Raw genomic sequence first — 12520 nt, 5'->3', positions numbered from 1 at the left:
TGCATATGGCGTTTGAAGGTTTAACCGGAAGATTGCAGAATGTGTTCAGCAAGCTACGCGGTAAAGGTAAAGTATCCGAAGAAGACGTAAACGAAGCTATGCGTGAAGTGCGGTTAGCCCTTCTGGAAGCCGATGTTAACTTCAAGGTAGTTAAAGAATTCGTGGCTAAGGTGAAAGAAAAGTCCATCGGCAAGGAAGTCATGGACAGCTTTACGCCTGGCATGGTAATTATCGACATCGTCAACAAGGAACTAACCGAGCTGATGGGCGGAAGCCAAGCGAAGCTGGCCAAGTCGAACAAGCCGCCGACCGTCATTATGATGGCGGGTCTACAAGGGGCTGGTAAGACAACCACTTCGGGTAAGCTAGCTAAGCTGTTACAGAAGGGCAATCATCGTCCGCTCCTGGTTGCGGGAGATATTTACCGGCCTGCTGCTATCAAGCAGCTGCAAGTGCTGGGAGAACAGATTAAGGTTCCTGTATTCTCACTTGGTGATCAGACTAGTCCGGTAGAAATTGCCAGACAAGCTGTACAACATGCGAAGGATAACGGACTTGATTATGTTATTATCGATACTGCAGGCCGCCTGCATATTGATGAAGAACTAATGGAAGAACTCAAGCAGATTCACAATGTTGTAAATCCTGATGAAGTACTTCTTGTAGTAGATGCTATGACGGGTCAAGACGCCGTGAATGTAGCCGAGAGCTTTAATAAACAGCTTGAGCTTACAGGGGTCGTATTGACGAAACTCGACGGCGATAGCCGTGGTGGTGCTGCACTGTCAGTAAAAGCTGTTACCGGTTGCCCGATTAAATTCGCTGCTTTAGGGGAGAAGATCGACGCGCTGGAGCCGTTCCATCCGGAACGTATGGCTTCGCGGATTCTGGGTATGGGCGACATGCTGTCGCTGATTGAGAAAGCCCAAGCGAACATTGATACTGACAAGGCTAAAGAAATGGAACGTAAGATGCGTAATGCAGAGTTTACGTTCGACGATTTCCTAGAGCAAATGGATCAGGTGAAGAAGCTAGGCCCTATCGATCAAATTCTTGATATGCTCCCGGGTATGAACAAAGCCAAGGGCATTAAAGATTTAAAGGTCGACGATAAGCAAATGGGACGCGTTGAAGCCATAGTTCATTCTATGACTAAGGCGGAGAAGCAACAGCCTGAGATCATTAACCATAACCGCCGCAAGCGTATTGCAACCGGCAGCGGAACCTCAGTCGCTGAGGTCAACCGCCTCATCAAACAATTTGATGAGATGCGTAAGATGATGAAGCAATTCTCCGGCATGATGGGCGGAGGCGGCAAAGCCTCCAAGAAAAATGCCATGAAGCAGCTTAAAGGTCTTGGTGGTGGAAAAGGGCTGAAATTCCCTTTTAAATGATCTTGAATGTCTGTCCAACTAATGTTGGAAACTATTATAAGGAGGTGATTTTTCGTGGCAGTACGTATTCGTCTAAAAAGAATGGGAGCGCATAAAGCGCCTTTCTATCGTGTAGTGGTTTCCGATTCCCGGTCCCCTCGTGACGGTCGTTTTATCGAGGAAATCGGTTATTATAATCCGATTGAACAACCGGCAGTAGTTAAGATCGATGAGGAAAAAGCTCTTAAATGGCTTCAAACAGGTGCGCAAGCATCTGATACCGTCCGCAACTTGCTTTCCAAAGCAGGCGTGATGAAGAAGTTTCATGAGCTTAAGCAACAGAAATAATGACTGATTGCGAGGGTCCTCTATGGAAGAATTAGTTGGAGTAATTGCTAAGGCTTTAGTGGATCATCCAGAAGATGTGACGGTACGGGCTGTGGAGAAAGAGCATTTGATTGTCTATGAGCTGTCCGTACATCCAGATGATGTAGGAAAGGTCATCGGCAAGCAAGGCAGGATCGCCAAGGCGCTCCGTACAGTAGTCACATCTGCAGCAGTCAAGAGCGATAAACGCGTAACTGTAGATATTTTATCTTAAATAATGCGTACAATGAGGGGCTAGGGATAGTATATCCCGGCTCCTTTTTGTTCAAATATATAGATGAAGCTTGTAGAGGAGAGGGTTATATGACGGAAGAATTAACCGTAGGCCGGCTTGTGAATACACATGGAATTCGCGGGGAGATTAAAGTATTATCCCATACCGATTTTCCTGAGGTTCGTTTCGCTAAAGACAAGAAGCTGTTCGTCATCCCTGCGGATGGCAGTGCAAAATTCGAAGTGACTGTAGAATCCGCTCGAGAGCATAAGGGTATGTTTATCGTTAAGCTTAAGGGATATACCAATATTAACGAAGTGGAAAAGTATAAGGGAAGTTTGCTTAAGGTGCCAAGTAATGATCTGGTTGATCTGCCAGAGAACGAATATTACTTCCACCAAATCGTTGGCTGTGAAGTTTATACGGATGATGCTGGAAGTGAACCGCTTGGCACAATTACGGAAATTTTACAGCCAGGTGCAAATGACGTGTGGGTTGTTAAGCCTGCTAAAGGTCAAGACATCCTTATCCCTGTAATTAACGATGTAGTGCTGAACGTGGACATTGAGGCCAAACGAATTACGGTTCACTTAATGGAAGGACTATTGCCATGATCAGAATTGATGTGCTAACGCTCTTTCCGGAGATGTGCGAAGGCGTATTTAGCACAAGTATTCTTGGTAAGGCACGCGAAAAAGGGATTGTATCTTTGAATGCTGTGAACTTTCGTGATTTCTCAGGAAATAAGCACAACAGTGTGGATGATACACCGTATGGCGGGGGCGGGGGTATGGTACTAAAGCCTGACCCGATCTTTGCAGCGGTAGAACATGTATTGGGGATCGAGGCTAGTCCTTTGGAGAATGGTTCTGAATCTGCAGTCCCGTCGCCTTCCTCTGTGAAGCCGCGCATCATTCTTATGTGTCCACAAGGAAAGACCTATAATCAGAAGATTGCTGAGGAACTGGCACAAGAGCAGCATCTAATCTTTATATGTGGTCATTATGAGGGCTACGATGAGCGGATACGGGAGCATCTGGTTACAGATGAACTGTCGATTGGCGATTACGTGTTAACGGGTGGAGAACTACCAGCACTGACGGTTATTGATTCAGTAGTTCGGCTACAGCCAGGGGCGCTTGGAAACGAAACCTCTGCGATCACCGATTCGTTCAGTACAGGGCTGTTGGAATATCCTCACTACACTCGACCCGCTGAATTTCGCGGCTGGAAGGTACCAGATATGTTGCTGAGTGGCCATCACGCCAACATCGAAGTATGGCGGAGAGAGCAAGCGTTACAGCGTACACTTGAACGTAGACCTGATTTGCTCGAAAGTGCAGAACTAACATTGAAAGACAAGAAAACACTGGAACGTCTGAAAAATGAAATCAAGCCGGAGTAAAATTTTAATAAAACAGGCATATTTTACGTCTTTTTAACGTATCTTACGTTAAGGAGGCGTTTTTGTTATGTTTACTTAAGTATAAGAAGGGCAATAATCTCGTATTTTTTTTGCGTAATTTCCAAAACAAATGAGCATAGGTGCGTTGAACTCTTCTATTTGGGGTAATAGATAGAGGTGGCGTAATACTATATGCAGCTTACGATGCAGCAAGCTTAACTATTGAAAGGAATGAACTGAAGTGACTACGAAGACGCGTGAAGAATTCAAGCCTAGCGTGGACACGATCCACAAAGATGCGGAGCCGCTCCGCACCGTGAATGATATTATCGATTATTATACAAATCGCAAATCGTAATTCCCATTCGCCCTTTAAAGCTTGAACATATAAGATTAATAATTAAGTATGAATAAGCAAGTCCAATAAAACCATTAGAGTATAGCGAACGAAAGTTCACTACATCTAATGGTTTTATTGTGCTCTACTAAGAGGTCAAACCCTGTGATTCTGATCAGAATGTAAACGCCCACTCTTCAAGGAGAATTAAAAACTCTTTGGAAAGGGGGCGTTTGGTTAACTATAAAAATTCGTGGAGGCGCATTCTACTCTTTGCGAAAGAGGCGATATACTCCTGTAAGTAGAGCGTAAAGCGCAAAACATACGAGAACAGTAACTGCCCATGCATAGTTGCGAACGGTATAGGTAAGCGATGATAAAATAATAAAGATGGTAATACGCAGTACGCCTTCCTTAATAAACTGTTTACGTGCTACATTCATTCGATTGGCCTCCTTGAATGGATAGGATGGTACGGCTAACAAGCCGAGAATATGTCTTTCCTTATATATAACCTTTGGGAATACAAAAAATGCAGAGAACGGAAAGTAAATATCGATCCAAACAAATGACCTATGTAACTTAGCCGTTACCGACCTGTACTCCTCACCATAGAGTATATCATTACGAATGAGGAGGAGTACACTAGTGGAGGCTTATTATAATTGCTTACGTTGTAAGAATAGAAGGGTACGTATCCTGACTACTGATGGCAGACAGCATGAAGGTGTGATTACAGATGTGGACAGATATAATGTTTACTTAAGAACAGGGTCCAATGGACCTGTGCAGACTTCTGCATTTTTTGGTTACCCTTATGCTGCTGACAATATTTTAACTCTCAGCTTGTTCACGCTGTTGGCTATTGCATTAATCTGATATGATGATGCAAAAACAGACCGTCCGCTAATCCGGACGGTCTGTTTTTTAGTGGTTGGTTACTCTACTGTAATTGCACCTATATCAGAGCTTAAGGACAACAAAGGACCTCCTCCGTTAACATCACGTTTGCCACCCTCAACCCCGGTGATCTGGCCTAGATCACTTTTAGCCACCAAGCTACATTTCACGCCATCGGCTAGAACAGCATTGAGGCTACCTACATTTGTTGTCGCTTTAAGACGGCTATCACTCTTCATTCCGGCTATATCCATACGTATGCTTCCTGTATTAGACTCTAGAGTGGACTTACCGGTGATGTTAGCTCCTTCGATATCAATAGCTCCAACGTTGCTGACGATGCGGTAATTTCCGTCCAGATTGCGGAGACGAATTTGCCCGACATTATTGGTGATTTGATATTCATCCATACGGGTGGGGATCTCAATGGTATAGTTAATGCTAAAATCTGAATAACCGTATTTGTCTTGAGCCCAAGTCCATAAATCCTTCTTCGGATTTGATTTGGAATTTGTAGATACCTTCAGAGTATCGCCACTAACGTCTATTGAAATCTCAGCGTCATCCAAAATTTTCTGGCGGTCAGCTTTATGAGCGGAGCCGTTATGGGCTAAGATTGTCGCACTCACATTAATTTGATCACCCGTAGTTGATGTAACTTCTATTTCTCCCACTGCATTGTTCATGCTAAGCACTGAAGCAGAGCCGATCTCTTTAGATAAGGATAGTTCTTTGCTAATGCTGTTTGCTTTAACTTCGTCGACCACCTTGGTAGCTGTATCCTGAACGGCCTGTTCCACGCTTGCAGCGGCTTTACCCAGCTCTTGCTTCACAGCCTCACCAATATTTTGCTGCACATCTTCAGTAATATTCTTTCCTAGTTCATTATTAGCGGATTGCCTACCCGGTAACTCTGTGCATCCTGCCAGAAGTACGATGGACAAGACGGCTACAGCTGCCATTACGCTAGTTGTATTACTCTTTTTCATTGAATAAAATCCTCCTTATTTTTGGGTATATGTGTTCTTCCCTAAGCGCTACGTTATGTACGTACTTCTGTAAGTATAGCCTATGGGGATTTATTGTAAAAACGGCTGTAGGCGGGTTAATATACTGGACCAAAGACTAGGTATTTAAAAAGTGTTCACTACACTTCAAATTTCAATTGTGCTAAAATGAAATATAGATCTTACGCTCACATTAAAATGGGTAAGGGTACATATAAAAAGAGCGAAGATGCTCTCATATATAATCTTCAGCAGCTACTGAAAAGCGCTTTTTATAGTGAGATGTGCTAAGGCTAGTTTGCGAATACGATATAGACCGTTGCCTTACTTGCATCACAGGGCGGTCTTTTTATTTTCTTACCTCAAGTAAATCATGAAGAGCGGAGGGAGCCAGATGAAATATGTAGTTATTTTGCTTGTCTTGCTAGCGCTGGGTGTTGGGTATTATATCGTTCAGAAAAAGAAAACAAGTAGCTCAAGCGATCCTTTGCGCACGACTAGCAGTAATGTGATCTCAATGGATAGTCATCGCAAAGCCAAACAGAGTCCAGGGGAGCAACCTTGCTCTTCTTGCAAGAAGAAGAATGGGAAGTTGATCTTCTACGCTCAAGACAATGGAACCGTGGTCGGCTTGTGTAAAGACTGCCAGTCTAAGGCAAAAAAAAGAGATATGTTACCGTTATAAAATAGAAAAATAAGTTGTATTAGCCCGTCCTTTATGATATTATTAACTCTGTTGTGTGGAATACGGTGGTCCGCTGCGGATAATGAGGGAGAGCTCAGATCTCTCCGGAAGAGGCAAGAACACCTGTACGGAAGGAGGAAGTCCTTAATGAATATCCTACAAGCTATTACGCAAGAGCAACTTCGTAAAGATATCCCTAGTTTTCGTCCGGGTGACACTTTGAAGGTGCATGTAAAAGTTATCGAGGGAACTCGTGAGCGTATCCAGTTGTTCGAAGGCGTTGTAATCAAACGTCGTGGCGGTGGAATCAGTGAGACTTTTACGGTTCGTAAAATTTCTTACGGTGTTGGTGTGGAAAGAACATTCCCAATCAACTCGCCTAAACTCGAAAAAATCGAAGTGGCTCGTCGTGGTAAAGTGCGTCGTGCTAAGCTTTATTACCTTCGTGAACTACGTGGTAAAGCAGCGAGAATTAAAGAAATTCGTCGCTAGAATAGTGACAGAGGAGAGGGGCTTGAGTTCAAGCCCCTTTCGCTTTATTTTTTTTTGGAAATATAAGAAAAGCATAAGTTTTACGTTATACATTATTCTTATATTTCTCGCATAAACGCATACCGTCCTTAAAAGGACGCTGAGGGCGTTTTAGCTTGGTATACAATGCGTGTGACATATACGCTTGGGGATAAGCTTCTCCGAAAAGGCCTCCTGAAGGAGTATCTGTGGAGGGGTTTTTGGCAGGAGTTTTTTTGTGTTGTATAGTAAGAGTAGTATTAAGAGAGGACGGTGAACTATGCAGCAGGAACAAAGCGAAACTTTGGAATCAAGCGAGCAGAACCCACGTAAACAGAAAAATGAAGTGCTGGAATGGGTCAAGGCCATTGCGATTGCTTTAGTTCTGGTTATACTGATTCGCTGGCTTTTATTCAAGCCTTTTATTGTAGATGGACCTTCCATGCAGCCTAATTTCCATACGGGGGAACGTGTTATCGTTAATGAAATTTTATACGATATAAGATCTCCGCAGCGGGGTGAGGTTATTGTATTCCACGTGCCATCTGAAGGCAGAGATTTTATTAAACGTGTAATTGGTGTGGCTGGAGATACTGTGAAAGTAGAAGGAGATGTAGTTACAGTTAACGGTGAGGTTGTTAACGAGACTTACATCCAAGGCGCTATTGATGCTGCGCATAGTAACAACGCTCTGTATAATAATAAAGATTTCCCAAATGAAAAATTCACGGATGGTACTGTACCAGAAGGACATATTTTCGTTATGGGGGATAATCGCTCGGATAGTACAGACAGCCGGATGATTGGCTATGTGCCGCTGGGTGATATTGTGGGTCGTGCAGATTTAATCTTCTGGCCGATAAAAGATATTACACTGATTAACCATTAAGTTGACAGAAGTCAAAGGAGGTGACGGCAATGGCCATTCATTGGTTTCCTGGTCATATGACGAAGGCTAGGCGGCAAATCGAGGATAAGCTGAAGCTGATTGATGTTGTTATAGAGTTGCTCGATTCCCGTCTGCCGCTTTCCAGCCGCAATCCGATGATTGACGATATTTTGCGGGACAAGCCGAGATTAATTATTTTGAACAAAGCGGATCTGGCGGATCCGGAAATTACTCGGAAGTGGCTGGCGTACTTTAAGGAACAAGGGCATGTTGCCCATCCTGTGGACGCATCTACTGGAACAGGCGTTAAGGAGATTCCGGAGCAGGTCAAGCTGCTGTTGAAGGAAAAGATTGATCGGCAGATCGCAAGGGGAATGAACCCACGAGCTATGCGCGCATTGATCGTCGGTATTCCTAACGTCGGTAAATCAACGCTGATTAATCGAATGGCTGGTAAGAGTATCGCTGCTACGGGTGATCGCCCAGGGGTTACTAAGGGCCAGCAGTGGATTAAAACAGGAGGTAATCTGGAGCTTCTGGATACTCCTGGTATCTTATGGCCGAAGTTTGAGGATCAAGACGTGGGTTACCGCTTGGCCGTGACGGGTGCGATCAAAGAAGAAATCCTGAACATTGAGGACATTGCTTTTTATGCAGTGAAGTATTTGGTCAAGGATTATGGTTCCAGATTTCAAGAACGCTTTGGTATTGAGAAGCTTCCTGAGGATCTTGAGAACCCTGATGAGATCGTTGCAGTTATGGAAGCCGTGGGCCGCAAACGCGGTTGTCTGATTAGCGGTGGACGTGTTGATCTGGAAAAAGCTTCACGTGCTTTGCTGCATGAGCTGCGGGCAGGTAAGCTTGGTCGTTTTACGCTGGAAACACCTTAAAGGCGTTTAAATGAATGGGTATGGAAGAGTCATCCGGAAATTTTCGGGGGCTCTTTTTTTTGCCGATTTGGATCAAATTGGAGTGGTTATTTGTACATGACCATGTGAGCTTTACTATGGTAAGCTGACTTATGTAGTTTATAGAATAATTTATAATTGGCGGTGACAGATCGTGAGTACGATAGATATGTTGAGTTATGAAAAAGAGGGCTGGGAACAGTCTTATCGCCGTATAGCCGGCGTAGATGAAGTAGGCAGAGGTTGTTTGTTTGGGGATGTTGTTGCAGCAGCGGTGATTTTGCCGGAAGGGCTTATTATTGATGGCGTCAACGACTCTAAGAAGCTTACAGCGAAAAAAAGAGATGCCTTATTCGAGATTATTATGGAGCAGGCGATAGCTATTGGTGTAGGTTATGTGGATTCCCACATGATTGATGAAATTAATATTAAACAGGCTTCTCGTCTGGCGATGAAAAAAGCGGTAGAAGGTCTTAGTCATACCCCGGACTATATGTTAATCGATGCTGAAAAAGTTGATCTTCCGTTGCCGCAGCAGGCGATCATAAAAGGAGATGCAAACAGCCAGTCCATTGCGGCAGCTTCGATTATAGCTAAAGTAACAAGAGATAGACTGTGTGAAGGGGTGTGGGAGGAATTATACCCTGATTATGGGATTGCGATACATAAAGGTTATGCGACCAAGCTTCACAGGGAACAAATTACGGCGTTAGGTCCGACACCTATGCATCGGCGCAGCTTTATTGGGAAGATTCTTGCTGAACAGCAAACCCTTTTTTAGAAATATCAGAATATAAAAGACGCCAAAGGCGTTTAAGCTTGGATGAATTCACCGCTCAAAAAAGTCGGATTAATACCGATATAGTAAGAAGAGAGAAAATGGAGGGAGGAGAAACGGTATGAATATCGGAACATTGATCCGTGGATTGCTCGGGGATAATAAACCGGGAGCAGCCAAGTCTTTGGAATTGAAGGAAGGGCAGGTTGTACGTGGTGTTGTATTGTCTGTCTCGGATTCGGGAAAAGAAGCCGTTGTGCAGATTCAAGGTACACCTGTTCGTGCGGAGTTGGAAACACCACTACTGCCAGGAGAGACCCTGAACTTACAGGTTGGAGCACCCGGAGAAGGCGGATTGCCCGTATTGAAGCCGGTCTCCCTCGGCGAAACGGTGTTAGCCACCCCGCAAAACATGGGCGAGGCATTGGAATCGCTTGGGCTTACTGACTCCAAAGCGGGTCGGGAAATTGTGTTGGCGATGCAGTCGGGTGGTATTCCGCTTACCAAAGAGACAGCGGCGATTCTGGATGCTGTAATGAGTGCGAAACCTGCGGGCGTGCCGACCTCAGAGTGGCTTGATGCAGCTGTCATTTCTGTAAAGCGGGGCTTGCCGGTTACCCCTGAAAGTGTGAAAGGATTGCAGCAGGCGGTTTTTGGTCCGCAGCTTCATCAGCTTTTGTCAGCGCTCGAAGAACAGATTACGATTTGGGCAGGTCAAGTCGCCGGTGAAGAAACAACAACAGCCGAAGCTAAAACTGGAATGGGTACCCCAACCGGAAAGCTGAATGCTCCTGTAACGACAGGTACGGGCGCTGTGATTAACGCGGAAGCGGTATCAGCAGGTGATGCTGATGCGGAAATGGACCAGGTGGCGGTTAAAGGAACTGGACAACCTGTAAGTAAACCTGCTGAGGGTAGTGGTGGTGCTACTACTACAAGCGGAAGTGCTGCTGCAACAGGAGGGGCAACGGGAGCCGGAGTTATTTCTGATGAACCAATAATTCCTTTGAATTCAGTGAAATCAGAAATATCAGGAAGTGCAGCTGCAAGTACAGCTGAAACTCCTGAGAATGAAACCGGTATTGTAACTGCCAAGCCAGTGGTCCCCGAAGAGGCTGGTGAGGTAGTTCAGCTCTTGAAGAGTGGAAATACTGGTGAACCTTTGACTGGGAAAATAACTTCTACGCTTGCTTCAGGAACTCAGAGTAGTGCTGCTAACACGCAAGGGGACGGAATTGTAAGCAATCAAAATAGTTCTAATCAGAGCGAAACTCATGGCAATGAAATGAGTCTAAATAAAGATAGAGCGCAGGGTAGTGTCAGTGGCGCGATTACAAGCGCCACTGGATCAGCTGGTGCAGATAGCCAAGCTGCTGCAGCAAGCCAAGCTGCTGCGCCTAGCGGGGCTGCCCTGCTCGCGAAGCTGCAGGGCGTGCTCACCGAGCTGCGCGGCAGCATGCCGCAGCTCGCGAACGTCCCGCCCGCTGACGCGGCGGGACAAGAACCTGCCCCCGCGTAAGCAGCGCCGCGCGGGGAGACCACGGCTGCTGCGGCTTCAAGTGCAGCCAGACACCGCCCCACCCGCGGATGCGGAGTCGTGGGTGGGGCGGGTGTTGAAGCTGCTCGGTGCGGAGCACGAGCAGCAGGCCGTGCGCGGCGGCGCTTTGCCGGCCGCGGAGACGGCGCGAGCGGCAGCGGGGACAGCTGCAGCCGCGCTAGGCAGTGTCGGCGGCGAGCAAGCTGCCGACACGTTGAAGGGCGTGCTGCTGCAGCTTATGAGCAGCAGCGAGGTGCCGCCCGCGGTAAAAGATGCCGCGAGCGGGCTAGTGCAGCAGCTGACAGGCCAACAGCTGCTGCTGAATACAGATCGGACTGCTCCCTTCGCGCAGGTTACACTGTTCTTGCCGCTGCAAGGTCCAGATGGGCAGGAAACTGCATCGGTTCATATCCAGTCCAGGCGGGGCCGCAAAGGGGAGCTGGATGCAGCTAACTGTCGATTGTGGTTCGATTTGGACATGAAGCAGCTAGGGCAGACATTGGTAGATGTGCAGGTTGTAGATCGAATCGTTAGTCTTAAGCTTCATAATGATCATCCGTGGGTGCTTGAGCTGCTGGAGACGCGGCGTGAAGATATAAAAACTGCGGTAGAATCCATCGGTTATCAATTATCAGGTTTAAGAACCGAACCCTTGCCAGAATTGAATTTGCCTAAAGAGCTTGCTGGCTCCAATACTAATAAGTTTGTTGATTATGTTCCTGAGGCTTACAAAGGAGTGGATTACCGTATATGAATGAGCCTGTACAGCCAATTTCACAAGGGCTCAAAAAAGCGGTCGCTCTCAAATATAGTCCCGGACAAAACGAGGCTCCTGTCGTAGTAGCCAAGGGACAAGGCGCGATAGCAGACCTTATTCTGCAAAAGGCTAAGGAGAGCGGGGTTGCTGTTCAGGAAGATGCAGCCCTCGTGGAGGTGCTTTCAAAGCTTGATCTGGACCAACAGATTCCGTCTGAGCTCTATCAGCTGGTGGCGGAAATCCTCAGCTTTGTGTATCAGAGCGATCGTTCCGCTGGTGAACGGGGACAAGAATGAAAGAGCCCTATGTAAGAAAGCACTATAACCGCAAAGAGAAAGGAACTGCTGCAGAGAACGGAGCTGTGCAGTACCTATCTTCTAGCGGGTATATGATATTGGAACGGAATTGGCGTTGTCGTACTGGAGAGCTTGATATCATTGCGGAGCGTGAAGACTGTATTGTTGTTGTCGAAGTTCGTAGCCGCAGTGGAGAGCTGCTTCAGGGAACTCCAGAAGAATCGGTGAATGCTCGCAAAATAAACCAGGTTCGGAGTACAACACAGGTTTATTTGCATATGAAGGGTTATGAGGAACGGCGGGTTTCTTTTGATGTAATTAGCGTCTTGTTAAATGACGATCTTAGCCTAGCTTCACTTAGTCATATTCGCGAGGCGTTTTAAGAGTAACTCTATTTTCTCATGCGATTCTTTATGAATTTGCTGCTGTTCTGATAAAAAAGTCTTTACATACCTTCCGCACTGTGGGTCATTTCTCAAAAGAAATGGGTAAACATTAGGAGTAACTTTTTAATGTCATCATGAGGAGGGCTGTCTA

Annotated in this window: 16 protein-coding genes; 14 read left to right on the top strand and 2 right to left on the bottom strand. The window is 45.9% G+C overall.

Going from position 1 to position 12520, the window contains the following annotated elements; genetic code table 11:
* Positions 1 to 5: 5 nt before the first annotated feature.
* From ffh to trmD, 5 genes are all read left to right on the top strand, one after another.
* Positions 6 to 1394, top strand: a complete 1389-nt coding sequence (ffh, locus tag MHH50_RS18925) for a signal recognition particle protein (protein ID WP_036688607.1) — start codon at positions 6 to 8, stop codon at positions 1392 to 1394.
* A gap of 54 nt (positions 1395 to 1448) precedes the next feature.
* Entirely contained in the window at positions 1449 to 1721 is a 273-nt protein-coding gene (gene rpsP, locus MHH50_RS18920; RefSeq protein WP_036688604.1) for a 30S ribosomal protein S16, read from the top strand.
* Between the two features lie 22 nt (positions 1722 to 1743).
* Complete coding sequence (locus MHH50_RS18915) at positions 1744 to 1974, top strand: KH domain-containing protein (RefSeq protein WP_036688600.1); 231 nt, start codon at positions 1744 to 1746, stop codon at positions 1972 to 1974.
* Positions 1975 to 2063: 89 nt separating this feature from the next.
* A complete protein-coding gene (rimM, locus tag MHH50_RS18910; RefSeq protein WP_036688599.1) occupies positions 2064 to 2588 on the top strand; it encodes a ribosome maturation factor RimM in 525 nt (174 codons plus the stop codon).
* Positions 2588 to 3379 carry a tRNA (guanosine(37)-N1)-methyltransferase TrmD gene (gene trmD, locus MHH50_RS18905; RefSeq protein WP_036689109.1) on the top strand — a complete coding sequence of 264 codons (792 nt, stop codon included), beginning with the start codon at positions 2588 to 2590 and terminating at the stop codon, positions 3377 to 3379. The genes rimM and trmD overlap by 1 nt, the downstream gene beginning before the upstream one ends.
* Before the next feature lie 603 nt (positions 3380 to 3982).
* Here trmD and MHH50_RS18900 read toward each other — a convergent pair.
* Positions 3983 to 4159: a hypothetical protein gene (locus MHH50_RS18900; protein ID WP_155288145.1), complete on the bottom strand. Its 177-nt coding sequence runs from the start codon at positions 4157 to 4159 to the stop codon at positions 3983 to 3985.
* Between the two features lie 205 nt (positions 4160 to 4364).
* Between MHH50_RS18900 and MHH50_RS18895 the strand changes: the two genes are divergently transcribed.
* A complete protein-coding gene (locus tag MHH50_RS18895; RefSeq protein WP_036688596.1) occupies positions 4365 to 4595 on the top strand; it encodes a hypothetical protein in 231 nt (76 codons plus the stop codon).
* Between the two features lie 59 nt (positions 4596 to 4654).
* On the opposite strand, the gene MHH50_RS18890 is transcribed toward MHH50_RS18895, so the two are convergent.
* The gene (locus tag MHH50_RS18890) at positions 4655 to 5605 is read right to left on the bottom strand and encodes a hypothetical protein (protein ID WP_076143833.1); all 951 of its coding nucleotides are present in this window, start codon (positions 5603 to 5605) and stop codon (positions 4655 to 4657) included.
* 412 nt (positions 5606 to 6017) lie between these two features.
* Between MHH50_RS18890 and MHH50_RS18885 the strand changes: the two genes are divergently transcribed.
* The 8 genes from MHH50_RS18885 to MHH50_RS18850 all read left to right on the top strand — a co-directional run bounded on the left by MHH50_RS18885 (position 6018) and on the right by MHH50_RS18850 (position 12366).
* The gene (locus MHH50_RS18885) at positions 6018 to 6308 is read left to right on the top strand and encodes a hypothetical protein (protein ID WP_051491579.1); all 291 of its coding nucleotides are present in this window, start codon (positions 6018 to 6020) and stop codon (positions 6306 to 6308) included.
* 147 nt (positions 6309 to 6455) lie between these two features.
* Positions 6456 to 6800, top strand: coding sequence for a 50S ribosomal protein L19 (gene rplS, locus MHH50_RS18880; RefSeq protein ID WP_036688590.1), 345 nt, complete (start codon positions 6456 to 6458; stop codon positions 6798 to 6800).
* 298 nt (positions 6801 to 7098) lie between these two features.
* The gene (lepB, locus tag MHH50_RS18875; protein ID WP_036688589.1) at positions 7099 to 7707 is read left to right on the top strand and encodes a signal peptidase I; all 609 of its coding nucleotides are present in this window, start codon (positions 7099 to 7101) and stop codon (positions 7705 to 7707) included.
* Between the two features lie 29 nt (positions 7708 to 7736).
* The gene (ylqF, locus tag MHH50_RS18870) at positions 7737 to 8597 is read left to right on the top strand and encodes a ribosome biogenesis GTPase YlqF (RefSeq protein ID WP_036688587.1); all 861 of its coding nucleotides are present in this window, start codon (positions 7737 to 7739) and stop codon (positions 8595 to 8597) included.
* A 187-nt stretch (positions 8598 to 8784) separates the two neighbouring features.
* Entirely contained in the window at positions 8785 to 9396 is a 612-nt protein-coding gene (locus tag MHH50_RS18865; RefSeq protein ID WP_076179938.1) for a ribonuclease HII, read from the top strand.
* A gap of 118 nt (positions 9397 to 9514) precedes the next feature.
* Positions 9515 to 10912: a hypothetical protein gene (locus MHH50_RS18860; protein ID WP_340033271.1), complete on the top strand. Its 1398-nt coding sequence runs from the start codon at positions 9515 to 9517 to the stop codon at positions 10910 to 10912.
* A 768-nt stretch (positions 10913 to 11680) separates the two neighbouring features.
* Positions 11681 to 11983: an EscU/YscU/HrcU family type III secretion system export apparatus switch protein gene (locus MHH50_RS18855; protein WP_038571992.1), complete on the top strand. Its 303-nt coding sequence runs from the start codon at positions 11681 to 11683 to the stop codon at positions 11981 to 11983.
* Positions 11980 to 12366: a YraN family protein gene (locus tag MHH50_RS18850; protein WP_076127091.1), complete on the top strand. Its 387-nt coding sequence runs from the start codon at positions 11980 to 11982 to the stop codon at positions 12364 to 12366. The genes MHH50_RS18855 and MHH50_RS18850 overlap by 4 nt, the downstream gene beginning before the upstream one ends.
* Positions 12367 to 12520: the final 154 nt, after the last annotated feature.

The sequence above is a fragment of the Paenibacillus sp. FSL H3-0302 genome, from assembly GCF_037982245.1.
Classification (GTDB): domain Bacteria; phylum Bacillota; class Bacilli; order Paenibacillales; family Paenibacillaceae; genus Paenibacillus_AQ; species Paenibacillus_AQ odorifer.
Note: the sequence above shows the minus strand (reverse complement) of the source record. Positions and strands in the feature narration are given on the sequence as shown.

Excerpts from the sequence above, each read along its gene's own strand:
- ffh (WP_036688607.1), top strand. The coding sequence starts at position 6 with ATGGCGTTTGAAGGTTTAACCGGAAGATTGCAGAATGTGTTCAGCAAG.
- MHH50_RS18915 (WP_036688600.1), top strand. The coding sequence starts at position 1,744 with ATGGAAGAATTAGTTGGAGTAATTGCTAAGGCTTTAGTGGATCATCCA.
- rimM (WP_036688599.1), top strand. The coding sequence starts at position 2,064 with ATGACGGAAGAATTAACCGTAGGCCGGCTTGTGAATACACATGGAATT.
- MHH50_RS18900 (WP_155288145.1), bottom strand. The coding sequence starts at position 4,159 with ATGAATGTAGCACGTAAACAGTTTATTAAGGAAGGCGTACTGCGTATT.
- MHH50_RS18890 (WP_076143833.1), bottom strand. The coding sequence starts at position 5,605 with ATGAAAAAGAGTAATACAACTAGCGTAATGGCAGCTGTAGCCGTCTTG.
- MHH50_RS18885 (WP_051491579.1), top strand. The coding sequence starts at position 6,018 with ATGAAATATGTAGTTATTTTGCTTGTCTTGCTAGCGCTGGGTGTTGGG.
- rplS (WP_036688590.1), top strand. The coding sequence starts at position 6,456 with ATGAATATCCTACAAGCTATTACGCAAGAGCAACTTCGTAAAGATATC.
- lepB (WP_036688589.1), top strand. The coding sequence starts at position 7,099 with ATGCAGCAGGAACAAAGCGAAACTTTGGAATCAAGCGAGCAGAACCCA.
- ylqF (WP_036688587.1), top strand. The coding sequence starts at position 7,737 with ATGGCCATTCATTGGTTTCCTGGTCATATGACGAAGGCTAGGCGGCAA.
- MHH50_RS18865 (WP_076179938.1), top strand. The coding sequence starts at position 8,785 with ATGTTGAGTTATGAAAAAGAGGGCTGGGAACAGTCTTATCGCCGTATA.
- MHH50_RS18860 (WP_340033271.1), top strand. The coding sequence starts at position 9,515 with ATGAATATCGGAACATTGATCCGTGGATTGCTCGGGGATAATAAACCG.
- MHH50_RS18855 (WP_038571992.1), top strand. The coding sequence starts at position 11,681 with ATGAATGAGCCTGTACAGCCAATTTCACAAGGGCTCAAAAAAGCGGTC.
- MHH50_RS18850 (WP_076127091.1), top strand. The coding sequence starts at position 11,980 with ATGAAAGAGCCCTATGTAAGAAAGCACTATAACCGCAAAGAGAAAGGA.